The following is a 25,914-nucleotide window of genomic DNA, read 5'->3' as shown; positions in this document are numbered from 1 at the left end:
CGATCCGCAGGCCGAAGGCCTCAGAAGTCCCATTTGTCGCCGAGAAGCAAAGGCGCTTGCGGCCGATGCCTGGCGTCGAGTTCGATCGTCGCTCCAGAGCCGCGCCGGAAGAGCAACTCGTTGCGCAGGCGCCGGAGCTTGGCTACGGCAATCGCCGCACGGATGGCCCTGACAGTCTTGCGCAGCGTCTTGATCAGGCGCGAAGGCCGCAGGGCCCAGGCGACGTAAGCGCCACGGACGTCGCGAAACGGTTCGACCGAGCTCATGTTCATTCTCCGCCAAGGCCGGCGCGACATCCGGCCGGCAAAGCGGAAGATGGAGCCCCTCGCCGTAGGAATGCGAGACGGGCTGACTTCATCTCTCATAGGAAAAGCATAAGTCGCCCAAAAAAACGGGGCGGCCGAACCGGCCGCCCCGCACGCTCCGATCCGGTTCGGATCAGAAGATCTTGACCGCGCTTTCCAGCGTCTTCCAGACACCCCATGCCAGCGGCACGCCGACGAAGGCCCAGAACAAGCCGGCCTTGACGTCGAGGCCACCCTTGCCGATGCCGAACGACCCGTGCTGGATCGCCGACTCGTTCTTGGCGAGCTCCGCCTGGTACTTCGCGACGTCGTCCGCGCTCATGTTCCACTTGTCATCGACGGGCTTGATCAGGAAGTTGCAGATCAGGCCGGCCAGGAGCATGGCGCAGAGAATATACATCGTCGTGTTGTACAGCTGGTCGCGCGGCACGCCGGCGGCGAGCTGGAACTCGCGGATGTAGTTGACGACCACCGGACCGATGATGCCGGCCGTGGCCCAGGCCGTCAGCAGACGGCCGTGGATGGCGCCCACGAACTGGGTGCCGAACAGGTCGGCCAGATAGGCCGGGACCGTCGCGAAGCCGCCACCATACATCGAGAGGATGATGGCGAAGGCCGCCACGAACAGCAGCTTCGAACCCATCGCTGCGAAAGTCGGCGCCAGCGCATAGAGCACGATGCCGATCAGGAAGAAGCAGTAATAGGTGTTCTTGCGGCCGATGTGGTCCGACAGCGACGCCCAGAAGAACCTGCCGCCAATGTTGAACAGCGACAGCAGGCCGGCAAAGCCTGCCGCGATGCCCGCAATCGCCGCCTTCTGGGTGGCGTCGAGCTGGTTGAAGCTGACGTCGGGCAAACCGATCAGCTTGCCGGCGAAGATCTCCTGCAGCATCGGCGAGGCCATGCCGATCACGCCGATGCCTGCCGACACGTTCAAGCAGAGCACCCACCAGACCAGCCAGAACTGCGGAGTCTTGTGCGCGTTGTCGAGATGCACATGGTGCTCCGAGATCATCGCCTTCTTCACTGCCGGCGGCGTCCAGCCCTCGGGCTGCCAGCCGACCGGAGCGACGCGATAGGCGAAGGCGCCGATCATCATGAACACGAAATAGATCACGCCCATCGTGACGAAGGTCTCCCAGACACCGACCGAGGTCGGGGTCTTGAAGTAGTTCATCAGCAGGTTGGCGAGCGGGGCGCCGATCATCGCGCCGCCGCCGAAGCCCATGATCGCCATGCCGGTCGCCATGCCGCGCCGGTCCGGGAACCATTTCACCAGGGTTGACACCGGCGAGATGTAGCCGAGGCCGAGGCCGATGCCGCCGATGACGCCGGCACCGAGCCACATCATCCAGAGCTGATGCACGTAGATGCCGAGCGCTGCGAACAGCAGGCCGCCGCCCCAGCAGCAGGCCGCGACGGCGCCCGCCTTGCGCGGTCCGGCCCGTTCGAGCCAGCCGCCCCAGATCGCCGCGGAGGCGCCGAGCAGCACGAAGAACAGGGTGTACATCCAGCCGAGGCTCGCGACCTTCCAGTCGCAGCTCGTCGTGAACAGCTCCTGCACCAGGGACATGTCCGGACAGGCCTGGGTCTTGGTCACGCCGATCGCGCGTGACAGCGGCAGCCAGAACACCGAGAAGCCATAGGCCATGCCGATGCACAGATGGATGCACAGCGCAGCCGGAGGAACCAGCCAGCGGTTGAACCCGGCCTTGGCGACCGTGTGCTCACGATCGAAGATTCCCGCCTGCGCGCCCGGGAGCGTGCCCGCGCTTTCAATGGTAGCCATGCATTCCTCCCCTACGGACTCTCGCCCAACGCAACAACGTCATGTTCTGTCCCCTTGATCAGAATCAATACGCCCACTCACCCCGCCCGCTATCGCGTACCAGAGCAGTCTTGCAACGCACAAACGCTCATCACTGCCTCGATGCGCATAACACCCCACCCGAGACGTTATGCCGTCACCATTCTTGCTTGTGCCGCTGTTCTGCCTGGCCCGCTCCCCAGCGGGCATGACTCGCCCCCCGCAACCTCCGCGGAAGCGCCCCAATTGGTGCAGAACCGAGGCAAATTGTCGATAGTAAAATGGTAATAATCGGTCAATCTTGGTGGATTGATCGCACTGCAGCGCGAATGTGTTGCTAACAAACACACAAATTCACGTGCAACCAACGCGACCGCCACTCACGGCTGTAGTCATGTTGCTCTCGATTACTTTCCCGACGCGTCACGGCCATCCCTGATGGAATCAACTAATGAGATGTGCGGACCATCAGCGACGGACACGGCTCGACGCCGCATGCGCGCGCTCGCGGAAACGTGAAGAAGGAACAACTTGTCCTTGCCTGGCAACAGCATCGCAAGCCTGGACTGAGAACGCGGCATTGTTGTGAGCTCGGGTTGGCGCCCCTGCGACGATAGGAAGCAGCACGATCCCTTGACACATCGATGCGCCGAGACATCACGCGAACTACGTAGTTCGAGCAGCCAGCAGCAGAGGATGTCGTCGCCGCGCGGATCATCCGGCCGGTTCCGCGGCCTTCTCGATCCGAAACAGAATGCCGCGCTCGGTGCGATCGACGCTCTCGACCCGATCCCCGGTCTGCCGCACCAGATTCGGGATGTCGATCACTGCGAGCGGATCGGTACAGCACACTTCGAGCCGCTCTCCCGCCTTGAGCGTCTGCAGCGCCTTCCGGGTCTTCAGCACCGGCAATGGGCACTTCAGGCCCGTCAGATCCAGCCTCGTCATCATCATGCGCGCGACCATGGAGAAGCGGTTCCGGCACGTCAACCCGGGTCGCATCATCCCATGGAACCCGGAACTGGGTTCCATGAATGCCAGAAGATGCGGGTGCGAACTCGCGAGTTCCATCATGGAACACCAGGTTTGTCGCCCAGCGCGAGAACGTCCGCCCGCGGCATCGCCAGATATTGGACGAGTGCCGCGACCGCCGGGATATCGTCGAGATGAGCGCGCGGCAACGCCGTCTCGGCATCGCCGTCGCTGACGAGCCCGACAATGCCCGGATCGTCGGGAAACATCAGCGGCTTGCCATTGGCTGCGCGATGCACCTCGATGCGGCGATGCGGGCCGGCCTTGTAGCCTTCGATGACGACCAGATCGACGGGAGACAATCTCGCCAGCAGCTCCGCGAGGGCCGGCTCCCTTGCGCCTCGCAGCTCGTGCATCAGCGCCCAGCGCGTGCCCGACGCGACGAGAACCTCCTCGGCCCCGGCCTCGCGATGCCGCCACGAATCCTTGCCCGGGACGTCGACGTCGAACTTGTGATGGGCGTGCTTGATCACCGAGACGCGCAGTCCCTGCCCCCTGAGATGAGGAATCAGCCGCGTCAGCAGCGTGGTCTTGCCGGCGCCGCTCCAGCCGGCGAGGCCGATGACTTTCATCGCAGTCTCCAGAAAGGCCCCGGCGCTTTTGCACAGCCAGGAGCGCGGGATCGATCGATGGCCCGAAGGCCCCGTGGAACGCCATATCCACTCTTGGCGATGTCATGCCAGCAGCCGCGCGGACCAGGCAAGGGCTCGTCAGGGAGGGGCATGCCGGTACGGCCGCCGCGCAGGCGCAAATGGTGGATCGCGCGCGGGCCGACGCTGACGCCCTGGCAGCAGTCGTGGTAACGAGCCCGCGATGACAGCCATGACCTCGACTTCGATCCCCGGCGTGCTGCTCGCCGGCGGTCGCGCGCAGCGGATGGGCGGCGGCGACAAGCCGTTGCGCATGGTCGACGGCCGCACCATCCTGGAGCGCGTGATCGCGCGGCTGGCGCCGCAGTGCAGCCGGCTGATCCTCAATGCCAACGGCGACCCCGCGCGCTTCGCGGGCAACGGCCTGGCCGTCGTGCCGGATGGCGTCGCCGGCTTCCCGGGCCCGCTCGCCGGCATTCTCGCCGGGCTCGACTGGGTTGCGGCGCATATGCCGGAGGCACGTTGGATGCTGAGCGCCGCCGGCGACTGCCCCTTCCTGCCGCGCGATCTGGTCGCGCGGCTGGCGACAGCGCGGGCGGCGGAGCAGGCCGAACTGGCGGTGGCGGCGTCCGGCGGACAGACCCATCCGGTGATCGGGCTGTGGCCGGTCGGGCTGCGCGAGGATCTCCGGCACGCCCTGGTCGCGGAGGACATCCGGAAGGTCACCCGCTTCACGGCGCGCTACAAGGTCGCGACCGTGAGCTGGCCGTCGGTTCCGCTGGATCCGTTCTTCAATGCCAATACCGCGCTCGACCTCGCCGAGGCGGAGCGGCTCGCGGCTCTCGATGATTGAGGACGCCTGATGGACGCGACAACCATCGTTCGCCGCGCCGTGCTTGCCGTTGCCGCGCTCAATCTCGGCTATTTCGGCATCGAGTTCGCCGTGGCGCTGGCGATCGGCTCGGTGTCGCTGTTTGCCGACAGCGTCGACTTTCTGGAGGATGCCTCGGTCAACATCCTGATTGCGCTGGCGCTGCGCTGGAGCGCGCCGCAGCGGGCGCTGCTCGGCAAGGCGCTGGCGCTGATCCTGCTGGCGCCCGCGGTCGCCGGACTGTGGACCGCCGGCGAGAAGTTCTTCACGCCGATCGCACCCGCACCGCTGCCGCTCACCGTGACCGGCCTCGGCGCGCTGATCGTCAATCTCGGCTGCGCGTTGATCCTGGCGCGGGTCAGGGACCACCAGGGCAGCCTCACCCGCGCCGCCTTCCTGTCCGCACGCAACGACGCCTTCGCCAACATCGCGATCATCGCGGTCGGTCTCGTGACCGCTTTTGTGTGGCCCTCGATCTGGCCGGACCTGATCGTGGGTGTCGGTATCGCGCTCATGAATGCGGACGCCGCGCGCGAGGTGTGGGAGGCTGCGCACGAGGAGCAAAAGACCGCCAAGGCCTGAACGGCCGAGCATCCCGCGCGCGTGCGCGACGACTCCTTGCGGCGTTGCAGCGCACAGGACCGCTCCACCGCTCCGCCGTCCGGCATGATTGACGGCCGCCCTGGATTGATTGCAGATAGGCGGACCGGCCGGCAGAGCCGGAACGAACAACGGCGTCACGCCGGTACCGGTGGAGGACTGATTGCAACTCAGCTGTTTGAAGCGGGCGGCGTGGGCCGCAGCCGCGCTGCTGGTCACGACCGCCGCGCAGGCCGAAATCTCCGACAACGTCGTCAAGATCGGCGTGCTCAGCGACATGAACGGCCCGGCCTCGACGCCGACCGGCCAAGGCTCCGTCACCGCGGCGCAGATGGCGGTCGATGATTTCGGCGGCAAGGTGCTGGACAAGCCGATCAGCGTCATCGTCGGCGATCATCAGCTCAAGCCCGACATCGGCGCCGCGATCGCGCGCCGCTGGTACGACACCGAGCAGGTCGATCTCATCGTCGACGTGCCGGTCTCCGCGGTGGGCCTCGCCGTGCAGACCATCGCCACCGAGAAGAAGAAGCTGTTCATCACCCAGTCGACCGGCGCCGCCGATTTCCACGGCAAGTTCTGCTCGCCCTACGCGATGCAGTGGGTGTTCGACACCCGCGCGCTCGCCACCGGCACGGCGAAGGAGGTCGTCAAGCGCGGCGGCGACAGCTGGTTCTTCATCACCGACGACTACGCCTTCGGCCATTCGCTGGAGCGCGACGCCTCGAGCGTCGTCACCGCCAATGGCGGCAAGGTCGTGGGCGCGGTGCGGCCGCCATTCGCGACGCCCGATCTGTCGTCCTTCATCCTGCAGGCGCAGGCCTCCAAGGCCAAGATCATCGGCATTGCCGCAGGTCCCCCGAACAACATGAACGAGATCAAGACCGCATCCGAGTTCGGCCTGCTCAAGGGCGGACAGCAGATGGCGGCGCTGCTCGCGCTGGTCACCGACATCCATTCGCTCGGCCTGCCGGCCGCGCAAGGGCTCCTGCTCACCACCTCGTTCTACTGGGACATGGACGACAAGACACGCGAATGGTCGAAGCGCTATTTCGCCAAGATGAACCGGATGCCGACGATGTGGCAGGCCGGCGTCTATTCCGCCGTCATGCACTATCTCAACGCCATCAAGGCGGCGGGCAGCGACGATCCGCTCGCGGTCGCCGCGAAGATGCGTGAGACGCCGGTCGAGGACTTCTTCGCCCGCAACGGCAAGCTGCGCGCCGACAATCTGATGGTGCATGATCTCGTGCTGGCGCAGGTCAAATCGCCGGAGGAGAGCAAATATCCGTGGGACTACTACAAGATCCTCGCGACCATCAAAGGCGATGACGCGTTCGGCCCGCCCGATCCCGCGTGCCCGCTGATCAAGAAGTGACGGCGCACTGAACGATCGGCGGCCGGGGCGACCGGGCCGCCGCATGCGAGCTGAACGACAACAATCAATGGGGGAAGACGAGCATGAAGCTGGCGCGCGCGCTGCTGTTCGGGCTGATCGTCGCGGCGGGCCTCGCCGCCAAACCGGGACCGGCGCTCGCCGCCTATCCGGACCGTCCCATCCGCTGGCTGATCGGCTTTGCCCCCGGCGGGCCGGTCGACATCGTCGCCCGCATCATGGCGCAGTGGCTGTCCGACCACCTGGGCCAGCAGGTCGTGGTCGAGAACCGCACCGGCTCGGGCGGCAACATCGCGGCCGCGGCCGCGATCAACTCCCCGCCCGACGGCTACACGCTGCTGTTCGTCGCGCCCAACAACGCGATCAGCACCTCGCTCTACAAGAAGCTGCCTTATGACTTCATCCGCGACACCGTGCCGGTCGCCAGCATCATGCAGCTCACCAACATGCTGGTGGTGAGCAACGACGTGCCGGCCAAGACCGTCAAGGAGTTCATCGACTACTGCAAGGCCAACCCGGGCAAGATCGCCTTCGCCTCCTCGGGCAACGGCACCTCGGTGCACATGGCGGCCGAGCTGTTCAAGGCGATGACCAAATGCGACATGCTGCATGTGCCCTATCGCGGCTCGGCGCTGGCCTTTCCCGACATCATCTCCAACAAGGTGCAGTTGATCTTCGACAACCTCCCGACGGCGCTGGAACAGTCGCGCGGCGGCAGCGTCCGCGCGCTCGGCGTCACCTCGCCGCAGCGCTGGCCGACGGTGCCGGACGTGCCCGCGATCGCCGAGACCGTGCCCGGCTACGAATCGGTCGGCTTCTACGGCATCTCGGCGCCCAAGGGCACGCCGCCCGAGATCGTCGAGATCCTCAACAAGGCCGTCGGCGAGGCGCTGAAGGACCCCAAGCTGGTGGCGCGGCTCACCGAGACCGGCGGCATCCCGCGCGCGATGACACCGGCGGAGTTCGGCAAGCTGGTCGTCGACGAGACCGAGAAGTGGCGCAAGGTGGTGGAATTCGCCGGGGTTTCGGTGGACTAGCGTCGCGGCGCGCCTGGACGGACCGGCGGCGACGGAAGCGCGCCAAAACAATCGGGCAGCGGCATTGCCGGATGGCTGGCCAGGCTGTAAACGGAGCCCGAGCCGTCGTTGGGGTTTCGACGCCGCGCCGGACAGGCCCGCTCCTGCCCGCCGCCGGCAAGACCTCGGCGTCGCGGGGGCCTGTAGCTCAATGGTTAGAGCCGACCGCTCATAACGGTCTGGTTGCAGGTTCGAGTCCTGCCGGGCCCACCAATGAGCTCAAGAGTTACGGCTTACGCGCCAAGTGTTTTTCGAAGTGAACCACCGTTTCGACCACCGATAGGTTCTGCTTGCGATCCTTCGAGGCATTCGCGGCCGCGGCCTCGCGCACGTAATCCGCGCGATGATGGCCGAAGGTGTCAAGCAGCACCTTGACCGACATTCCGAGAAAGCCTGCGGCCTGCCACGAACCCCGCGCCGCTGCATAAGCCACGTCGCCGCCGTGTGGCTCGGCGCCAGCGCCAAGAGCGGGCTCTGCGCCCAATCCCCACCTGCATCTGCGAGCCGCGCAGCATCTCGACACGTCGAACAGGACGCAGTTGTGGGCGGCACCCGGCGGCGCACCTGGCCCAAGACCGCCTCGTATGTTCCCGCACATTGACCTGCGATCCACTGAACGATCAGCGTAGCGAATACTGCACTGTTGCCTCAAGAAGCTGGCAGAGCGGGATTCTTGTTACCGGCAACAGAAACACCGTGCAGCGGCGCGTAATTGGCGGCGAAATCCGAGCAGAGCTTGTTTTGATACTCGGCAGGTAAGGACGCAAGCACTGATGCAGCCGCCACCGCCCTTGCATCGTCCTTTGACTTCACGGTGAAGTAGGAGATCATTCGATGAAGTGTCAGAAAAATCGAGAAAAAGTTCCGTGTGTTGACGTAGAAGCAATGATTGCTTTCGAGCTTTGTGCCCGGCCGGTCCTGCCAATGCCGCTGCACGATTGCGGTCCCCGCATCGAAATCGGTAACGGCAAAATTGCCGTAGCCGAGCCGAGTAAATAGCGGACGATTGCTGAGAAACTTGGTGAGGTCGAGCTGCTGTCCGCGCACAGCCCCGATCAACAGCATCTGATCCGCGACAGGAATGTTCTCACGGATCTGAAATCCTTTCGACAGTTCGAGCGCGCAGACTACGTAGCGCGGAAGGCGGGTCGTTTCCATCGCCCTTCCCTGTGCGGCCGGCGTGCACAGATCCTGCCTGACGAGTTGGGAGAGATGAGCAAGCGCGCCGGATACCCCGACCGCCTTTCCCTTCAGAAGCAAAGGAGCCGGGTCCTTCTCACGCAACGAGACTCCAATATCCAGCAGGCCGTCAAACTCATCGTCTGCGGGAAGGTCGATCTCGAGCATGGAAGACCAGCCGAACGGCCAAAGCCAAATCGTTGACCGCACTTTCCCCGCGGTGTGCCACACGGCCCCGTTGAGCGTTAAATCGAGAGTCTGGGGCCTGCAGCGCAGAGGCCACACAAGATCGCAGGCATCTCCAAACGAGGCTATGGTCCCCGCGATATTGCTGGCGACCGCCTGATAGCGCGGCCAGAAGTGATTTCGGCGCAGGTCGAATTCATCGTTCAGTGGAAGAAGGACAAGGTTCGCGAGCTCAATCTTGGCCCCCTGGCTGCGCATCTCACGATATTCACGAGCGGACCAAAGGAAGTGAACCCGTGGATCAAAATCGGCCGCAACGAACGGCTGCGACCAGAGGTGGACGTCAAAAACACAATAGACAACGCGCGCCATTGTCGATTTCCTCACAAGATCGATTACCTCACAAGCGCAGCATCCCCGGCGTCTCGCTTCACCGGTCATCCGCAAACCATTGTCTTCTCGCGCTATGCGCGCTAGTCTCACCGAGCTGTACAGCTGGGCGACTGCCCAAATATGCCGCCAGTGCTTACCGACCAGGCGAGCAAGGCGGCAGCGATCTCCCGGGACCGGCCGCAAGGCCGGTCCTGGCTGGCTGTTCAGGTCAAGGTGAGCGGTTTCATTTGTGCAAGATCCTCGCGCCCGGCGGGCAACCGCGCAGCCTTTTCGTCAAAGTACATCCAGAGAAATTCGGTCGGCTCCAGATTGCCGGCCTTTGATTCCTTGATCGGATCGAACATGGTCGGTTCGACTCCCCATCGGGCTGCTGCTTCAATCGGTTTGACGAACTCATCTTTATCAAACCATTCTTTCAGTTCCGATCGGCACTTCGCATCAGGGGCCTTCAGCTGAAACCAGCCGAGCAGAATCCTGCCACCATTGCTCGCAGGCACGACAAGCGAGCCGAAGTATTGCCTGCCATCCGCGATCATCATAACCGGATCGAATTTGCCCCCGGCCGCACGCACAGCTTTCTGAATTATCGGGCCGACCCCATCGTTTTCTTGGACAATGCGCGCATTGCGCTCCCGAGCGCCGATCCTTGAAATACCTTGCAGGACGGCAGCCAAGACTCCGCCAAGCACAATTGCAGTGCCACACAGCGCGAGAAACGCGATCGCGCTCACGGTTGATCCGATCCCCGCAAAACGCAGCTGCAAGGAAGGAATGAGATACGCCGTCCCAAGAAACAAAAGAGTCGAGATAAAAATGCTGAGTGTAACGGACTCGGTCGCGCCGAGTTCGATTTTTGACTCCTTGGGTGCGAATAGCCGCAAAATCATCAAGAAGAACGTGCCGGGAATGACGTACGACGCGAGGCGGAGCGAAACACCGCCGACGCTCTCAGTCCCAAAAAGGCCGATGCTCATCTTCTTTTCCGCTACCAATGCGCCGGCGGTCGTTCTGCTGTCCTTCACGTTTTGGAGCGAATAACTGACACTGAACGCCAGGTTCTCGTCGCGCTCTTCGATGCTGGAATCGGCTTTGAGGCACATTCTGCTGCGCACCAAAGTCGAACCGGGCTCAACAGTGCCGAGACCGATGGTGTCTTTTACGGCGCATGTGCCGTCTGGCCCGAGGCTTCCGATCCTCAAAAACGGAGGACCAAACAAGCTAAGACCCGCGTCAATGATCCTGGCTTCGGTCGCATTCTCAATCCATATGCCGAAGCTGATCGTCTGGCCGGCGAGGATTTCATTGCGCTCGAGAACAACCGTCAACGCCGGCTTGCTGGGAGCGTCGCCCCACGCCAGGCCGGGAAGCAAGCATGTCGCCAGTTGAAGGACAATGGTCCAAAAAGGCCCATTGAGCCGAGGAATTGGAATAGAGCGCACGTCCCGCTCCCAATGAATTTCGCAGCGAGAGCTGCGCGGCGCGTTGCCGCAGCAAAGCTGATTTCTACCAAGGCTTGCAACAAGCTAGGCTTGCTCTGGGGGCAATGCAAGGCTGCTCGGCGTCCAGCCGGCGAGCCGCTCCCAGGCCTAGGCTTGATCAGGATCAAGCGTTCAAAACGGCGTCACTTCTATTTTGGTCTGATGAAAGCCGTCCTTCTGAGGAGCGATTGATGCCTCACAAGCAGGTGCTGTTTCATTCCGCGGCCCGCGAGAAGATCCTGCGCGGAGCCTCGCTGCTTGCGGACGCAGTGCGGGTGACGCTCGGCCCGAAATCAAAATCAGTACTGATCCAGAAGAGCTGGGGCACCCCGATCGTATGCAACGATGGCGTCACGATCGCCAAGGAATTCGACCTCAAGGATCCGGAGGAGAATCTCGGAGCGCAGGTGCTGCGTCAGGCCGCGGAGAAGACCGGCGATCTCGTTGGCGACGGAACAAGCACCTCCACGATCCTGGCACATGCGATTCTTGCCGACGGCGTCAGGAACGTCGTCGCCGGCGCCAGTGCCATCGATCTGAAACGGGGCCTCGACCGCGCTGCCCGCGCGACGATAGCGGCCCTCCATGCAATGGCGCGACCCGTCAGGACAAAGGCGGAAAGAGCTCAGGTCGCCACCATCTCGGCTCATAATGATCCGTCCATTGGCGCGCTGGTCGCCGATGCGCTCGAGAAAGTCGGAAGCGATGGAGTGATCTCGGTGGAGGAATCCAAGACCATCGAAACGTCGCTCGACGTGGTCGAAGGGATGAAATTCGACCGCGGCTTCCTGTCGCCCTACTTCGTGACCGATGCCGATCGCATGGAAGCGGTTCTCGAAGAGCCGCTCATCCTGTTGTGCGACCACAAGATCAGCGCTCTGCGCGACATTATCCCGCTGCTCGAACAGATCGCAAAATCGGCACAACCGCTCCTGATCATCGCCGAAGACATCGAAGGCGAGGCGTTGGCCACGCTCATCGTTAATCAACTTCGCGGCGTGCTGAAAGGCTGCGCCGTCAAGGCGCCCGGCTTTGGTGAGCGACGCAAGGCCATGTTGCAGGATATTGCAATCCTCACTGGCGCCCAGGTCGTCTCCGACGATCTTGGTTCGAAGCTTGAAAACGCTACTTTGCAGCAGTTGGGGCATGTCACCCGTGTGGTTGCCGACAAGGAAAACACCACGCTGATCGGCAGCAAAGGCGAACGCAGCCAGATCGATGCGCGGATGCAACAACTTCGCCGCGAGATCGAGAAAACCACCAGCGAGTACGACAAGGAGAAGCTTGAGGAGCGGCTCGCCAAGCTGTCGGGCGGGGTTGCCGTTATCCGTGTGGGAGCGCCGACTGAAGCCGAGATGAAGTCACGAAAAGAGGCGCTCGACGACGCCATCAGTTCGACAAAGGCGGCCGTTGCAGAAGGTATCGTGCCAGGCGGCGGGCTTGCCTTGCTTCGATGCGTCGAAGCCGTCGGCAGGGAGGAAGCACTCTGCGAAGGCGACGAAAAGACCGGTGTACAGATCTTGAAGCGCGCGCTCGAGGCCCCCGCTCGCCAGATCGCGGAGAACTCCGCAACGGATGGCGGCGTGGTCGTGGCGCGCATGCTGAGTGGCGTCGGCAATTTCGGGTTTGACGCCGCGCGCAAGCAATATGTCGATCTCGTCGAGGCCGGCATTGTCGATCCCGCGAAGGTCGTTCGGACAGCCCTCGAGAACGCGGTATCGGTTGCCGGCATCCTCCTGCTCACCGAGGCGACGATGACCGAAATCGCGGAGCCAAAGCGCGAACGGCTAGCGGAATCGGAAATGCCGGCGTGACGCTAAACCATGAAGACGGGGCTGTGCCCCCCCGAGCGGAGCAACAACTTTGCGGGACCGGTGAGTGACGGCCGGTCATTGACTGTTGATTCAAGTCAACATGCCGCTTCATCCGACTGAGAGTATGGATTTGGTCCCGGAGGGAGGTCGTCATGATCAAGATCAACGACATTCTCGTCTACATTCCGACCGAGCGGCCACCGCAGCCTGTCGTTTCTGCCGCAGTCTCGTTGGCTGCCCGGTTCGACGCCCATCTCGATGCGATTGCAGTCGGATACATCTCGCCCGGTAGCGCGTATGTGGTCGATGGAGGCGCCGGCGCAGCGGTCGTCGCTTCAGAGATATTCGAAATGGAGCGGCAGCGCGCCGCCCAACGCAGCGCGGCCGCACTCGCCATTTTCGAGACGGAAGCCCGGAATGCAAACATCTCTCACGCAAGCCGCTCGGTCGAGGACCTGCCCGGTGAAGCCGCGTCCGCGCTCGGCGCTGCGGCCAGGCTCTATGAGCTGACGGTGGTCCTGCAGACGGACGCAACACAGGACAGTCACGACAATAGGACTGCGACCGAGATCCTGCTCCAGGCGGGCGGACCCGTCCTGTTCGTGCCGCATATTTTCCGCGGCACTTTCAAGGCCAACCGTATCGGCATCTGCTGGGATGGAAGCCGCCTTGCCGCCCGTGCTTTCAAGGACGCAACACCGTTTCTCTCTCGGGCAGAAGCGCTGGTCACGATTTCGATCAATGAGGCGCAGGTTGCTCCCACCGAGGCTTCAGCGCGAAAATTGACCGAACACATGGCTCGTGCCGGACTTACGACAACGCTGCTTGAGCTGACGGCGGAGCATTCCGAGATTCAGCCGTCCATCCTGTCCCTGGCCGCCGACGAAAGTCTCGACATGCTGGTGATGGGGGCATATGGGCATTCCCGCCTGCAGGAAGGCATTTTCGGCGGCGTCACCCGTGAAATGCTGAAGACGATGACGATCCCGACCCTGCTGTCGCATTGAATCGAGGCCGGCATCCGTGCTCACCGGATCATGAGAATGGAAGTGATTGCGGTGACGCCGTCGATCCGGGATGCCGCTATTCTGATGTGCCAATCTAGGAGAACGCATCATGGGCGTAACAGGTGTTACCGCGCTGGATCACACCATTCAGGAGACGAATCTCTGGCTCAAGGCGATCGAGGAGCAGCTGGAGCTCGGTAGCCGTCAACAGGCCTACAACGCGCTCCGGGCTGTTCTGCATGCGTTGCGCGATCGCGTACCTCCGGAGGTGGCGACCAAGCTTGGCGCCCAGCTGCCGATCCTCCTGCGCGGGATTTACTACGAGAACTGGCACGCGGCGGGAACGCCGACCAAGGAGCGACATGCCAGCGACTTTGCTGATCACGTCGCAATGGAGCTGCCCCAGCAATTTCCCATCGAGCCGCTGAGCGTCATTCGCGGGGTGTTCGAGATCGCGTGGGAGAAGCTCGATCCCGGTGAATTTGAGAAACTGATGCACCATCTGCCGGCGCAGATCCGCGAATTGAAATCATAATCCGGGCATCTGGCCACGTCCGCCGAGCGCCCACCGACGGGAAGCCTTCATACCGGTCCAGCTGCGTGCCGCCAGACCAGTGGCGATGCCGTCAGACCGTCGAATGGACCCACGCAGCCCGACCACGTGAACTTCGATGTGCAGGGATCAGCACTTTCCTGGGCAACGAGCATTCATTTCCTGACTGCAAGAACGTAGAGGTAGCTCATGATCGCGTAAACGTCCTCGTCGGAAAATTCAATTTGCGGCATATCCCTGTGCCTCGACACCATGCCTTCCGACAGCTCCGCCTGCAACTCGCGCCGATTGAACCGGGCGTAGATATCGCGCATCGGCGGAGCATTCTCGAGCGGGCTTTCGCCAACCGATCTGATCGCATGACAGCGCCCGCATTTTTCCTGCAGGATGGCCCTGCCTCGTTGCGCTGCCTTGCTGAGGTTCGCGGCGTCCACGTTTGTCGGCCAACACGAGAGCAGCCCGACCAGGAGGCCCAGAGCCCGAACCTTGAAACGCCCTGACATGCGTCCGACTCTCCGCAAGTGATCGGCACCGGCCCGGCTTGACCGATCCGCATACCGTCGCCCGTTGCACGTCATCCAGCACGCGACAGCCAATCACGTGTCCTTCGTCCGCATGAGACGCGGCAACATGACAGCCCTGCACGTTGCTCGAGTGCAAGCGAATTCAATAGCAGACCCGCGCGTAGTGCACGTGCCGCCTGTGCCGGACCGGCCGGACATGGCAGTCGCCGTATCCGTACGGTCCCCAAAACGGACCTGGCCCCCAATACGGTGCCGGTGGGTCGTAATAGACTGGCCCCGGATAGCCGTAATAGGGATACGGCCCCCAATAGCCGCCGCTGAGGGCCGCGCCGAACAGTGCGCCGGCAGCCAGGCCGCCGACGATTCCTGCGGCAACGCGCCCGTTGCGAGCGTCGGCCCCCGTGGGTGCAAGCAGCGCGAGGGTCAGAACAGCCGCGGTCGCAACCGTGCCAATCTTCTTCTCGAAGCTCATTTCATCCCTCCTGTGCTGTTACCTAACAGAACGCAACATCGCGTGCGCAACGTTGCGAAGGATCAAACAATGCGGCTAGCGCTTCAGCATCTTCTTCGCCCGCGACAAGGGTTGGGTGTTGATGACGTCCGCGGCTTCGAGCCAGCCTCGGCGCGCCTGATCGACGCCGAAACGCATATTGGCGAATCCAGCCGTCGAATGTGCGTCCGTCGAGATTGCCAGCTTGACGCCCGCGGACTTGGCGGCATGAGCATGGATATCGTTGAGATCGAGCCGGTCCGGGTCGGCGTTGAGTTCGAGATGACAGCCGCGCTCGCGCGCCGCCGCAATGACGGCTTCCATCTCGATCTCGTAAGGCTCGCGGTCCCCGATCAACCGTCCGGTCGGATGACCGATAATCGAGACATGGCGATTGTCCATCGCCCGGATGATGCGCTCGGTCTGCATCTTGCGCGAGAGCTCGAATTTGTAGTGAACGGAAGCAACGACCAGATCGAGCCGCGATAGGATCTTGTCGGGCAGATCAAGCCGTCCATCCGCCAGAATATCGACTTCAGCACCTTTCAGCACCGTAAAGCCATCCAGCCGGTCGTTCAAACGATCGATCTCGTCGATCTGACGCGACAGACGTCCGGCATCGAGACCATGGGCGACAGTGACGTGTTGGCTATGGTCGGTCAGAGCCATATAGGCATAGCCCCTTGCCTTGGCGGCAGCCGCCATCTCGGCGATCGCGGCGGTGCCGTCGGTCCATTTGGAATGGACGTGCAGGTCGCCTCGAATATCGGACAGCGTAATCAGTTTCGGGAGCTTTTTTGCCTTTGCGAGCGCGATCTCGCCGCGATCCTCGCGCATCTCGGGCGGAATCAGGGGCAGCCGGAGCTTGCCGTAGATCTCCTCCTCGGTTGCTCCGGCGATGCGCCGTTTACCGGCGAAGAGGCCGTATTCGTTCAGCTTCCAGCCGTGGTCGTTAGCGAGTCCGCGCAAGGAGATGTTGTGCGCCTTGGATCCGGTGAAATACATCAGCGCGGCGCCGTAGCTTGCCTCAGGAACAACGCGCAGGTCGACGTGCAGCCCGGAGCGCAGCACCACCGCCGTCCGCGTATCGCCATGAGCAAGCACATCAGCGACATTGTCATATCGAGAGAGTCTCTCGCCGGCGGCGTGGCCGTCACGCGCCACCATCAGGATATCAAGATCGCCGATGGTGTCGCGCCTGCGGCGGTAGCTTCCGGCGACGATCACCCGTCCGTTGCTCGCGTTCGGCCTCAGATGGCTGAGGAGTGCTTCCGCTTCGGCTTCGGCCTCGGATAATCTGAAGCGCCTCTCGGCGCGAGGCTTGGCCAGCGCCGCGGCGAGCTTTTCCTCGCTCTTGGCACCGAAGCCTCGAAGCTCTCTCAGCCGACCCGACTTCACCGCGCGCCTGAGGTCCTCGAGTGACCGCACGCCCAGCTTGTCGTAGAGCAGTTTGACGCGCTTCGGACCCAGGCCCGGGAGCGCAGCGATCTCACCGAGATCGCCGGGCAGTTCACGCTTGAGTTTGTCCAGCACATCGAAATGATGGGTCGCGACGATCGTTTCGATCTTTCCTGCCAGATCCTTGCCGATACCTGGCAGCTCGGAAAGATCCTCGCCCGCCTTCAAGAGGTTGGTGATGCTCTTGGGAAGGCGCTCGATCACCCGCGCAGCATTGCGATAGGCCCGCGAACGAAACGGATTGCCGCCCTTGATCTCGAGAAGTTCGGCGGTCTGGTCGAACATCTCTGCAATTTCGGCATTCTGTACCGGCATCGATGCACCTCCGTCGCTCGACAGGCTAGAGACGGATCGAGCTGTTTCCCTTGATGCAGATCAGAATTCAGGGACGCGAGCCTATCCGGTCGGCGACAGCTGCCAACTGTTCAAGACGGCTTGAAATCTGAACCGGATAGGGCGCAACCGATTTGGAGGCTTTCAGCTCCGGAGGCAGTTGATCCAGTTGCCGGCGCGCGTGAGCCCGGATGTCGTGAAGTGATGGTCGAGAGCCGACAGGGCGTCCGCCGAGCATCACAGCTTGGATCAGCGCTTCCCCCTCCTGTTGGTCCTCCTCGGTCGAAAGAATGTCGGCGAGCATACGGCCATCGCTGTCATACCGGCGCCAAACCTGCTTGCGGCCGGGCCAGGTGGCCTTTCCCGTCGAGCGCTTGCGGCGCGGCAAGCCCGCATACTCCTGCAGCTTATAGGCACAGTCGAGTGCTGGCGCATCGGACGACGTGACGAGGCCCGTGCCGATGCCGATACCGTCGATCGGCGCCGCGTCCCGAGCGAAGGCAATCAGGGTGCCCTCCTCTATTCCGCCACTGACAAAGATGCCGGTGTCGTGGAGTCCGCCGGCATCCAGAATGCAGCGCACGTTCCTGGCGAGCGCAGACAGATCCCCGCTGTCAATCCGCACGGCGCTGACGGCAATTCCAAGCTCCTTCAATCGGGGCGCCAGCATGACGACCTTCCTCGCGGCCGCCTCGGTGTCATAAGTGTCGATCAGCAGAACGAGATTCTTCGGCCGGGCGCGCGCAAACGCTTCGAATGCTGCAGCTTCGTCATCAAAGGATTGAACGAACGAATGCGCCATGGTTCCATAGGTCGGAATGCCGAATGACTTCTCGGCCAGGAGGGTTGCCGTGCCGGAAAATCCCGCGACATAGCTCGCGCGGGCAGCCAGCAGCCCTGCCTCGGCACCATGGGCGCGACGCAAGCCGAAGTCGATCAGGAGCTTGTCTGGCGCGAGTAAGACCATGCGCGCGGCCTTGGAGGCAATCAGTGTCTGAAAATGCAGGATGTTGATCAGGCGCGTCTCGACAAGCTGCGCCTCCGGCAAAGGAGCTGTAACCCTAAGGATCGGTTCATTGCCGAAGAACACGGTGCCTTCCGGCATCGCGTGGACCTCGCCGGTGAAGCGGAAATTGGCGAGATAGTCGATCAACGACTTGCTGAACCTGTCAGTTCGCTCAAGCCAGTCGAGTTCGTCTTGCGAGAACCGCATGTTTTGCAGGAAGTCGAGCGCCTGCTCCAGTCCGGCCGCCATCAGGAAGCTGCGCTGCGGCGGCAGCTTGCGTACAAAGAACTCAAACACGGCTGTATCAGTCTGGCCCGATTCAAGATACGCCTCGATCATGGTCATCTGATACAGATCGGTTAGCAGCGCGCTCGGTGACGGGTCCATCGATGTTCCTCGGCGCTCACATGACGTCGGTCATCCTGTCGATTTATGCGCATTTCCTGTTTGACGCCGGTCAAGAGGCGGCAGCAAGCTGCGTCTATCCTTTCTGGTGGAAACGCCGCGGCGTCCCGAGCAAGGCGCGGCAGTTTACGTCCGAGGCACGAGCCATGCCGTATCGCACAAATATCGATCTTCCCCCTCCTGTTCGCGCGCACCTCCCATCACACGCGCAGGACATTTATCGCGAAGCGTTCAACCACGCCTTTGCCTCCCATGCGGAAGACGAACGGCAGGAGGAGATTGCTCACCGCATAGCCTGGGCGGCGGTGAAGCGATCCTACGTGAAGGTCGGCGACCGCTGGGAACCGCTGCCCCACGATCATTAGACCGCCGGCTCGTCAGGAAGCGGGCATGGATCTGTTTGATGGAAACTGTCTCAAAGTGGCAATCACCTCGTCGTCGCCGACCTGATGAAAGTCGCGATAGAAATAGCCGATCGCGCCAAACTCCTGAGGCTCATGCAGACAGACGACGGCATCGACTTCCGCATGCAATTTCCTGATGGTGTCCAGCGGCGCGACCGGGACCGCAAGCACGAGCTCTTTCGGTTCCTGCTTCCGAACAGCCTTGATGGCAGCAAGCGTGGTTGCGCCTGTCGCAACGCCGTCATCGACGATGATCGCGACCTGCCCCTTGACTTCGGCACGAGCCCGATCGCCCAGATAGCGCTCGCGACGCCGTTCGATCTCAGCACGTTCCTTTTTGCAGACGACCTCAAACTCTTCTGAAGTGACGCCGGACAGCTCGATCACGTCCTGGTTACGAATGGTGGTCATGCCCTCCCCATCCGCGATGGCACCCATTGCGAGCTCCGGCTGCCCCGGCAGCCCGATCTTGCGGACCAGCAGCAGATCGAGTGGCGCATTGAGGGCTGCTGCGACTTCCGCCGCAACCGGCACGCCGCCCCGCGGCAGCGCAAGAACGACCGGGTGCCGCCCCTTGTATTTGAGCAGAGCCTCGGCGAGTTGCCGGCCGGCATCGGTTCGGTTCTGGAACAGCATGGCAGACCTCACGCGGAAGAGGCGCAGGATATGAGCCGGACAGCCACTGCTATTGATCCGTATCAAGCTGCCGACAGCCGCGATTGGCGATAGGCATCATATGCCCGGATGGCAGAATGAACCCTGGGACGATGACGCTGAGAATAGCAGCGCGACAGCTCTTGCTCGCAAGGTGGCGTTTCTCAGCCGGCCGGACAGCTATGTCCCGACGCCCCACGCCGTGATCACGCGGGAGACCCACATGTCCTGGGTCTTCATGGTTGACGAGCGCGTCTACAAGCTCAAGAAGCCGGTTCATTTTCCATATCTCGATTTCTCCAGCCTTGAGCGCCGCGCAGACGCCTGCCGCGCTGAGGTTTCGCTGAACCGAAGGCTGGCGCCCGATGTCTATCACGGCGTGGTGCCGCTGACGGCTGCGCCGGGTGGCTACGCCATCGGAGGCGGCGGACACATCGTTGATTGGCTCGTCGTCATGCGCCGGCTCGACGAAGGCCAGACGCTCGAAGCCGGGCTTCGCGATCGCAAGGTCTCCCAGGCCCAGATCGATGGCCTGGCCAGTCGTTTGAGCCGCTTCTATTCGCATGCGCGCCGGATCATGATCAATCCGGAGAGCTACATGGTGACCCTGCAACAGGCAGTTCTTGCGGATCGGCGAGGTTTGCTCGAGCCGGCCTTCGACCTCCCCTGCGGCACCATCGAGCGCATTGCCGACCTGCAATGCCGTTTCCTGCGGCAGCGGACCGAGCTGCTGGCGCAGCGGGTGCATCACCGGCACGTCCTTGACGGCCATGGCGATCTGCGGCCGGAACATATCTGGTTGAGCCCTCCCTTCCCCATCATCGACTGCCTGGAGTTCAATGCCCGCTTGCGGACATCCGATGCTCTGGACGAAATTGCCTTTCTGCACTTGGAATGCGCCCGACTGGGAGGACTGTGGGTCGCTGAGAGGCTTCGGCGGCATCTGGCCGTCCAGCTCAATGATGACCCGGCCAGCGGACTGTTCTTGTTCTATCGGATTGGCCGGGCCATGCTGCGCGCCAGGCTATCCATCGCTCATCTCGCCGACGCCCATCCACGGACGCCGGAAAAATGGCCGCGGCTGACGCGCACCTATCTCAAACTTGCCAAGGCGGACGCAGCGCAGCTCGAGCGGCAGCTCACGGCGAGAGCCAGAATTTGAATTGCAGGGATCAATCCTGATACGGAAGCAGCTCCGTCAGCGGCTCGTTGTGGTGCAGCCGACGAATGGTCTCTCCAAGAAGGGGCGCCGCCGAGACGATCTCGAGCTTGTCGCGAACCGCGCCCGGCGGAAGCCTGAACGGCGGCACGCTGTCGGTCGCAATGATGCGGTCGATCGCAGGATCGGCGAGCGTCGTTGCCGCGCCCGGCATGAACAGGCCGTGCGCGACGCAAGCTATCACCTCTTCGGCTCCATGGGCACGGGCCGCCTTCGCCGCCCGCACCAGGGTTCCACCGCTGCTGATGAGATCGTCCACGATCACGCACAGCGAGTTCGCCACCTCCCCCGCGAACAAATCGCCCGAGACGACACCGGAGCTGCGATGCTTCTCCACGAACGCCTTGCCGATCGGACGGCCGAGCGCCTTCCCAAGAACCTCGCGAAGCAGGTCCGCTCGCTTGCCGCCTCCGAGATCCGGCGAAACCACGGCAATCGGCCGATCAGCTGCGATCGCCCTGATCCTGCCGATCAAGAGCGGCGCCGTGCTCAACGCGACCGATGGGCAACGGAACGCGTTCTCGAACGCGGCCTCGTTGTGAACTTCGAGGGTCACCACCGCGTCAACACCGATCGCCTCGAACATGGTCGCAAGATAACGGATCGTGACCGGGTCATTGGCCTTGGTGCGACGATCTTTTCGCGCATAGCACAGATACGGTGTGACTGCCGTCACCCGCGCGGCACCGGCATCCTTCAATGCCCCGACGAGGAACAGCAGCCGGCACAGCTTGTCGTTCGGACTCTCGTCAGGACCGCCATGGAGGCTATGCAGAACGTAGACGTCGCAGCCGGCGACAACCTCCAGCGGCCGCACCTTGTGTTCGCCGTCCTCGAAGCTGCGTTCTTCGACAGCGGCGAGACGGCATCCAAGCGCATGAGCAACTTTTTCGCCAAGCACCTCCGTGCCATGAAGACAGAACAAGCGCAGGCGATCACCAATCATCGGTTACCTCCAACGTCAAACCTGCCCGTCGTCCGCGTCCCCACTCAGCCGCCGAGCTAAGCCCGCAGCCCATGTTTCCCGAGCATTCTGACCGTGCTCGCCTGCGGTCCCTTCTCTCCGATCTCCTCAACGTAGCTGACGCGGGCGCCGGGCACGATGCTTGATCCACCCTCAACGACGCTATTGCAGTTGAAATAGACTTCGTGGCCGTCCGCGGCTTCCAGAAAGCCGAACTGGCCGCTTGGATCGATACGCGCAACGGTTCCGATGGGTTGAGGCTCATGCGTCTTGACGTCGCCCCGCATCAGTCGCGCCCGGTCCTGCAGTTGTCGACGCGCGCGTTTGAATGCGTTGTCCACGGCGAAGGTCAAGTCGTCGTACCGTTCATCCAGCTTCGGGGTACGTCCAACGTGGACCTCCCGACCGTCAGGCAGCGCCAGCCGAACGCTCACCAGATATTGACCGCCGGTTTGGTGATGACCGCCCGGACCTTTGACCATGATGCGAGCCGCAGTGATCCGGCCAAAGCGACTCTCCAGTTCCGCGACATGTTGCTCGACGGCGGCCCGGATTTCGGCGGACACGCGGATCCCTTCAAATTCAATTTGAACTGATGTTTGCATTTCCGGCTCCTCTCCCGTGTCAAACTTATTGGACCACGGGCGCGAGGAGCAGCTTTGAGCAAGATCAACCTGCCTTAAGCAAGAATGTTGCGGCCACAGAACCGCTCAAGCGTGACCACCTGTATTGGCAGGGCCGTGTCACCGTCCAAGCTTCCGCCAACGATCGCACTTCTTCCGGATCCGCCAGTGTTTCGCGCAGCACACCGCGGCCAGATGCAATGACGCGCGCCTGGCCGAGGTGATGGCTGCCGATCATGCGGTCCGACGATTGGCTTCGCCGGAGTCCCTCACGCGGACTTGTTCAAGCCGCAGACGCTGTCGGCTCCGCAAAGCCAACCCTCGGGCTCCTCGTCGACCGAGATCGCATCGGCTGCCCCGGCTTCCGGTCGCTTGAAGCCGAGCATCTCGAGAAGCTGGCCGACCGTCAGCTTCTCGTATTTCAGGTTCGCTCCCTTCTGGTTCAGAACCTTGATGTGCTGGGTCGTCATCAGCTTGAAGACGTCCAGCTTGTCTTCGGGCATCTTGATGTCAGACATGACTTGATCCTCTCTCCACCTTGCTACGCACATACGACCAGTTTACGAATCTCGTCGCCAACCTTGGCCACCGAAACGGCATATCGCTTGTCGAAATTGTCGCAGTATTTATCGTTCATGCTTCCCATCTGCTGGTGAGCATGCTGGGCGCACCCGCCGCTACAGATGAGCGCAAAACGGCATGACTGGCATTTTGCCATGCCTTCAAGTTGGCGCCCCTTCCACTGATCGTCTCTGCCATTGAGCACCACCGGCCGCTCTCGATAGCTGCCGACCAGCGAGCGAGCTGCGCCAATGTCTTCCCAACATTTGTAGAGGCCGCCGTCGGGTGCGAAGATGTACATTCCCGCATTGGCCGCACAATAAGAACCGGAGAACCGGAATTCTTCCCGCTTCCGGATCGCGCTCACGATCCGGCCCGCGACGCCCGCATTGAAGCAATCCAGCGACACATTCGTTTTCGGCGCCTGCGCCAGCACGATATCCAATAGCTCGCGATCGGACCGCAGTGTCTTCCGACCATTGGCCTTGTCGTAGATGATGTTTGCATTGAGATCAAAATTCGGATTCTGCAGGAAGCCGCGAGAACCGAACAAATCGTGCAACGGTCTGAGCTCGTGGAAATTGGCGCGGCTGAAATTGAAGCGCACAACGACGCGAACGCCGGGCCGCTCCCTCAGGACCAGATCGATATTGTCCACGATCCTGTCAAAGGTCCCTCCGCCGTTGGTCAGGAATCGTTGCTTGTCATGGATCGCCCGCGTGCCATCGACCGAGATGTTGAGTGAATGGATTGCGTCGACCCCGATGACGTCCATGAACCGATCGACGTCATAGCCGTTGGTAACCGCCGAGAAGCGGAAGCCTCGCGAGCTGCCGAGCTCGACGGCGCGTTCGATGACCGGAAGATTGGAAACCCACAAGGGCTCTCCGCCGAACAAGGTGATGTTCCTGGACCATTGTTTGGTCTCCGACTGCTCGATCAGATCATCGATGCCGGCAAACACCGCATCGACATCGTCTCGCGACATGCTCACCTTGTCGCCGTGGCCCATGAAACAAGCGCCCGAGTCGGCACCAGGTCGATCGCTGGTCGCACGATCGATCTGCGAAAGCGGGTTTGGTCGGCGATCGATGTCGTTCTGCAGCTCCCGCTCAAAACAGTAACTGCAGCGGAAATTGCAGTCAAAGGTTGGCGCGATAACGAAATGTAGTTGCCGGCGACGTGCCTGCAGGGATCTGGAGATCTCCACCACCGCCTCTCGCTCCTCCAAGGGGGTAAGGCTCGTGATGAAGCCGCGCAGCCATAAGGCATCAAACTCGTCCTGATATCTCTGACGTATCAGGTCGAGCGAGCCTCTCTCGGTCAACGACTCGAACAGATCCTGCGAAACGAGGACCATGCCCCCGGTGTAGCCATGCAGGCCGAATACCGCGCCGTCCACAGGCGTCCAGATGCAGTACTTGCTCACGCGCAAATCCGGACACGGCATCATGTGCCTCCCATTCGGCTGAAGCTGATCGCATTGGCGTAGTTGTGGTTCTTGAGGTTCTCCCAGCGAATGCTGCCCTCGCCCACGGGATATGGATCATTGATCAGAAAATAGTGCTCAGTTCCCGTCACATTTCCGGTGAGAGACGATACGAAGGAATATTGCTTCCAGCCGCGGCAGACACGCGCATGGCCTGGGAGACCGCTCTTGAACGGAATGAATTTCTGCAACGCGTCGAGGGCGTGATCGAAACTCGGAGCTTGATCAAAGGTCGGCGCCAATCGCCCTCCCGCAAAAAACTGATACGCCGAGACTTGGGCTTTGTTGGTGGCGCCCTTGGGGCCAGGCTTCATCTGTTCGGCAATTTGCTCGGGTGTCGCCGTGAATCCGAAATACGCCAGGATCATCTGCGCGGATGCGACCGCGCAATAGACAGGCGTAATCTGCGCAAAGAGAGGAACCGGCAGGATCGAGGATGCGATCGCCGGCGGCGTCGCGGCAAAGTAGGCCTGCAGCGTCTTATAGTCGGAATCGTCAAACTTGATGTCCGGCAGATCACCGCTTTCCGGCAGAATCCCAGACACGATGCTGCGAATCATTTCTCGCTCGCTCTGGCCACGTAGCGGCTCTGGCTCCGAGAGGTCGAGAAAACCGAGCTTCTGAGAGTCCAAGATCGAGTGGGGAATGAGCCCGTCGATGCTATCCAGCAAATCGACCGGCGGCGGACTCGGAGCGAGATCGGTCTGCGTGAGAACCGATCGATCATAGTAGTCGACGATGAACGATGCGGGGTGACCATCCTTGACGTAGGAAACGCGAACGCCGATCTTTGCGTACGAATATGCGACGAAGGAATGGCTGACGAGGGTTGCGTCCGGCGCGATCTTGTTCATCGCTTCCGTCGCGATCTTGAGTGCGTTCGTGTCGGACAGCTGCCGCGACGGCGGCTCGAATGCCCAGGCTGCGGATTGCAGCCTCGTGTCCGCCGTGCACCTGATGACGCCGACGAGTAGAGCCTGTTGATAGAAGCTGAAATCATAGAATGCGGGCGTGCCGGTCAGATCAAAAATAATGATCGGGTTTGGATCGAGGTCCGAGCCGAAAAACCGCGCCATTTGTCGATCGGCGATATCTGGAGCGCTTTTCGAAGCGGCGTGGAACATCGCAACCGAGCGTGCCTGCTCAACTGGAATGGTCGCCATCTCGCCTCCCCCGCCGTCCAACCGCTCGGGTATTTGAAATCACAAGTAGAATGTATGATTTGATTCAAATCAAAATAGAGTCGTCATTTCCTTGCGCTCTCGATGGCCGTTTCAGATTCGCCTCATGGCGGACGCGACCGGATGGGTCGACAATCCATCATGCCACGCAGATCCTCCGGCGAGACACGATCTCACGCTCCCGTGGCGCGCAACGCCCAGGTGATGCATTCGTCATGTCGCCCTGAAACGAGAGGGCGCGGGGAAGGCCGGACCTCGGCTGAGGCCCGTGGCCCGCCTGCTCAAAAGAATGCAGGCGGCAGGTACCACAGGTACAGCC

At 62.1% G+C, this 25,914-nt stretch carries 26 protein-coding genes and 1 tRNA gene; 10 read left to right on the top strand and 17 right to left on the bottom strand.

Annotated features, from left to right (window positions below; all coding sequences use genetic code 11):
* Positions 1-20 precede the first annotated feature (20 nt).
* The 4 genes from ACQR1F_RS29755 to mobB all read right to left on the bottom strand — a co-directional run bounded on the left by ACQR1F_RS29755 (position 21) and on the right by mobB (position 3,716).
* Positions 21-266 (bottom strand): hypothetical protein, encoded by a 246-nt coding sequence (locus ACQR1F_RS29755; RefSeq protein ID WP_316177704.1) that lies wholly within the window; start codon positions 264-266, stop codon positions 21-23.
* 172 nt (positions 267-438) lie between these two features.
* Positions 439-2,094 carry an OFA family MFS transporter gene (locus ACQR1F_RS29750; protein WP_315805413.1) on the bottom strand — a complete coding sequence of 552 codons (1,656 nt, stop codon included), beginning with the start codon at positions 2,092-2,094 and terminating at the stop codon, positions 439-441.
* A 732-nt stretch (positions 2,095-2,826) separates the two neighbouring features.
* Positions 2,827-3,066, bottom strand: a complete 240-nt coding sequence (locus tag ACQR1F_RS29745; protein WP_315805442.1) for a sulfurtransferase TusA family protein — start codon at positions 3,064-3,066, stop codon at positions 2,827-2,829.
* Between the two features lie 116 nt (positions 3,067-3,182).
* On the bottom strand, positions 3,183-3,716 hold the full coding sequence (gene mobB, locus ACQR1F_RS29740) for a molybdopterin-guanine dinucleotide biosynthesis protein B (protein ID WP_316177702.1): 534 nt from the start codon (positions 3,714-3,716) through the stop codon (positions 3,183-3,185).
* A 241-nt stretch (positions 3,717-3,957) separates the two neighbouring features.
* Here mobB and mobA point away from each other — a divergent pair, with 241 nt between their 5' ends.
* From mobA to ACQR1F_RS29715, 5 genes are all read left to right on the top strand, one after another.
* Positions 3,958-4,587, top strand: coding sequence for a molybdenum cofactor guanylyltransferase MobA (gene mobA / locus ACQR1F_RS29735; RefSeq protein WP_315805411.1), 630 nt, complete (start codon positions 3,958-3,960; stop codon positions 4,585-4,587).
* Between the two features lie 9 nt (positions 4,588-4,596).
* Positions 4,597-5,187: a cation transporter gene (locus ACQR1F_RS29730; protein WP_315805410.1), complete on the top strand. Its 591-nt coding sequence runs from the start codon at positions 4,597-4,599 to the stop codon at positions 5,185-5,187.
* Positions 5,188-5,368: 181 nt separating this feature from the next.
* Positions 5,369-6,580, top strand: coding sequence for an ABC transporter substrate-binding protein (locus tag ACQR1F_RS29725; RefSeq protein WP_316177696.1), 1,212 nt, complete (start codon positions 5,369-5,371; stop codon positions 6,578-6,580).
* 83 nt (positions 6,581-6,663) lie between these two features.
* On the top strand, positions 6,664-7,635 hold the full coding sequence (locus tag ACQR1F_RS29720; protein ID WP_316217674.1) for a Bug family tripartite tricarboxylate transporter substrate binding protein: 972 nt from the start codon (positions 6,664-6,666) through the stop codon (positions 7,633-7,635).
* Positions 7,636-7,811: 176 nt separating this feature from the next.
* A tRNA-Ile gene (locus ACQR1F_RS29715) sits at positions 7,812-7,887 on the top strand.
* Between the two features lie 13 nt (positions 7,888-7,900).
* On the opposite strand, the gene ACQR1F_RS29710 is transcribed toward ACQR1F_RS29715, so the two are convergent.
* The 3 genes from ACQR1F_RS29710 to ACQR1F_RS29700 all read right to left on the bottom strand — a co-directional run bounded on the left by ACQR1F_RS29710 (position 7,901) and on the right by ACQR1F_RS29700 (position 10,871).
* Complete coding sequence (locus ACQR1F_RS29710) at positions 7,901-8,107, bottom strand: hypothetical protein (RefSeq protein ID WP_434914376.1); 207 nt, start codon at positions 8,105-8,107, stop codon at positions 7,901-7,903.
* A gap of 215 nt (positions 8,108-8,322) precedes the next feature.
* On the bottom strand, positions 8,323-9,411 hold the full coding sequence (locus ACQR1F_RS29705; RefSeq protein WP_434914375.1) for a hypothetical protein: 1,089 nt from the start codon (positions 9,409-9,411) through the stop codon (positions 8,323-8,325).
* A gap of 224 nt (positions 9,412-9,635) precedes the next feature.
* Positions 9,636-10,871, bottom strand: coding sequence for a hypothetical protein (locus tag ACQR1F_RS29700; protein WP_434914374.1), 1,236 nt, complete (start codon positions 10,869-10,871; stop codon positions 9,636-9,638).
* Positions 10,872-11,101: 230 nt separating this feature from the next.
* Between ACQR1F_RS29700 and groL the strand changes: the two genes are divergently transcribed.
* The 3 genes from groL (at position 11,102) to ACQR1F_RS29685 (ending at position 14,266) form a co-directional block, all read left to right on the top strand.
* On the top strand, positions 11,102-12,724 hold the full coding sequence (gene groL, locus ACQR1F_RS29695; protein ID WP_434890897.1) for a chaperonin GroEL: 1,623 nt from the start codon (positions 11,102-11,104) through the stop codon (positions 12,722-12,724).
* Positions 12,725-12,876: 152 nt separating this feature from the next.
* Entirely contained in the window at positions 12,877-13,731 is an 855-nt protein-coding gene (locus tag ACQR1F_RS29690; protein ID WP_434914373.1) for a universal stress protein, read from the top strand.
* A gap of 109 nt (positions 13,732-13,840) precedes the next feature.
* Positions 13,841-14,266, top strand: coding sequence for a DUF2267 domain-containing protein (locus ACQR1F_RS29685; protein ID WP_315805378.1), 426 nt, complete (start codon positions 13,841-13,843; stop codon positions 14,264-14,266).
* 173 nt (positions 14,267-14,439) lie between these two features.
* Here the strand turns inward: ACQR1F_RS29685 and ACQR1F_RS29680 are convergent, their stop codons facing one another.
* From ACQR1F_RS29680 to ACQR1F_RS29665, 4 genes are all read right to left on the bottom strand, one after another.
* Positions 14,440-14,787, bottom strand: a complete 348-nt coding sequence (locus ACQR1F_RS29680) for a c-type cytochrome (RefSeq protein ID WP_315805377.1) — start codon at positions 14,785-14,787, stop codon at positions 14,440-14,442.
* A 163-nt stretch (positions 14,788-14,950) separates the two neighbouring features.
* Positions 14,951-15,280 carry a hypothetical protein gene (locus ACQR1F_RS29675; protein ID WP_434914372.1) on the bottom strand — a complete coding sequence of 110 codons (330 nt, stop codon included), beginning with the start codon at positions 15,278-15,280 and terminating at the stop codon, positions 14,951-14,953.
* Between the two features lie 75 nt (positions 15,281-15,355).
* Positions 15,356-17,071 carry a DNA polymerase/3'-5' exonuclease PolX gene (gene polX / locus ACQR1F_RS29670; protein ID WP_434914371.1) on the bottom strand — a complete coding sequence of 572 codons (1,716 nt, stop codon included), beginning with the start codon at positions 17,069-17,071 and terminating at the stop codon, positions 15,356-15,358.
* Between the two features lie 67 nt (positions 17,072-17,138).
* Positions 17,139-18,482, bottom strand: a complete 1,344-nt coding sequence (locus ACQR1F_RS29665; protein WP_434839252.1) for a nicotinate phosphoribosyltransferase — start codon at positions 18,480-18,482, stop codon at positions 17,139-17,141.
* A gap of 20 nt (positions 18,483-18,502) precedes the next feature.
* On the opposite strand from ACQR1F_RS29665, the gene ACQR1F_RS29660 reads away from it, so the two are divergent.
* Complete coding sequence (locus tag ACQR1F_RS29660; RefSeq protein ID WP_410051917.1) at positions 18,503-18,865, top strand: ChaB family protein; 363 nt, start codon at positions 18,503-18,505, stop codon at positions 18,863-18,865.
* A gap of 12 nt (positions 18,866-18,877) precedes the next feature.
* Here the strand turns inward: ACQR1F_RS29660 and ACQR1F_RS29655 are convergent, their stop codons facing one another.
* Positions 18,878-19,540 (bottom strand): phosphoribosyltransferase, encoded by a 663-nt coding sequence (locus ACQR1F_RS29655; protein WP_316177680.1) that lies wholly within the window; start codon positions 19,538-19,540, stop codon positions 18,878-18,880.
* 241 nt (positions 19,541-19,781) lie between these two features.
* Here ACQR1F_RS29655 and ACQR1F_RS29650 point away from each other — a divergent pair, with 241 nt between their 5' ends.
* A complete protein-coding gene (locus ACQR1F_RS29650; RefSeq protein WP_434914370.1) occupies positions 19,782-20,720 on the top strand; it encodes a hypothetical protein in 939 nt (312 codons plus the stop codon).
* Between the two features lie 10 nt (positions 20,721-20,730).
* On the opposite strand, the gene ACQR1F_RS29645 is transcribed toward ACQR1F_RS29650, so the two are convergent.
* From ACQR1F_RS29645 to ACQR1F_RS29625, 5 genes are all read right to left on the bottom strand, one after another.
* Entirely contained in the window at positions 20,731-21,723 is a 993-nt protein-coding gene (locus ACQR1F_RS29645) for a ribose-phosphate diphosphokinase (RefSeq protein ID WP_316217681.1), read from the bottom strand.
* 56 nt (positions 21,724-21,779) lie between these two features.
* Positions 21,780-22,346, bottom strand: a complete 567-nt coding sequence (locus tag ACQR1F_RS29640) for an HPF/RaiA family ribosome-associated protein (RefSeq protein ID WP_316177675.1) — start codon at positions 22,344-22,346, stop codon at positions 21,780-21,782.
* 287 nt (positions 22,347-22,633) lie between these two features.
* Positions 22,634-22,882 (bottom strand): hypothetical protein, encoded by a 249-nt coding sequence (locus ACQR1F_RS29635; protein ID WP_315805369.1) that lies wholly within the window; start codon positions 22,880-22,882, stop codon positions 22,634-22,636.
* Between the two features lie 23 nt (positions 22,883-22,905).
* On the bottom strand, positions 22,906-24,354 hold the full coding sequence (locus ACQR1F_RS29630; RefSeq protein ID WP_434839256.1) for a radical SAM protein: 1,449 nt from the start codon (positions 24,352-24,354) through the stop codon (positions 22,906-22,908).
* Between the two features lie 20 nt (positions 24,355-24,374).
* Positions 24,375-25,577 (bottom strand): C39 family peptidase, encoded by a 1,203-nt coding sequence (locus ACQR1F_RS29625; RefSeq protein ID WP_434887189.1) that lies wholly within the window; start codon positions 25,575-25,577, stop codon positions 24,375-24,377.
* Between the last annotated feature and the right edge of the window lie 337 nt (positions 25,578-25,914).

This window comes from Bradyrhizobium sp. HKCCYLS3013 (assembly GCF_051167615.1).
Classification (GTDB): domain Bacteria; phylum Pseudomonadota; class Alphaproteobacteria; order Rhizobiales; family Xanthobacteraceae; genus Bradyrhizobium.
The sequence above is the reverse complement of the archived record's forward strand: the minus strand, read 5'-3'. Positions and strand labels throughout refer to the sequence as shown.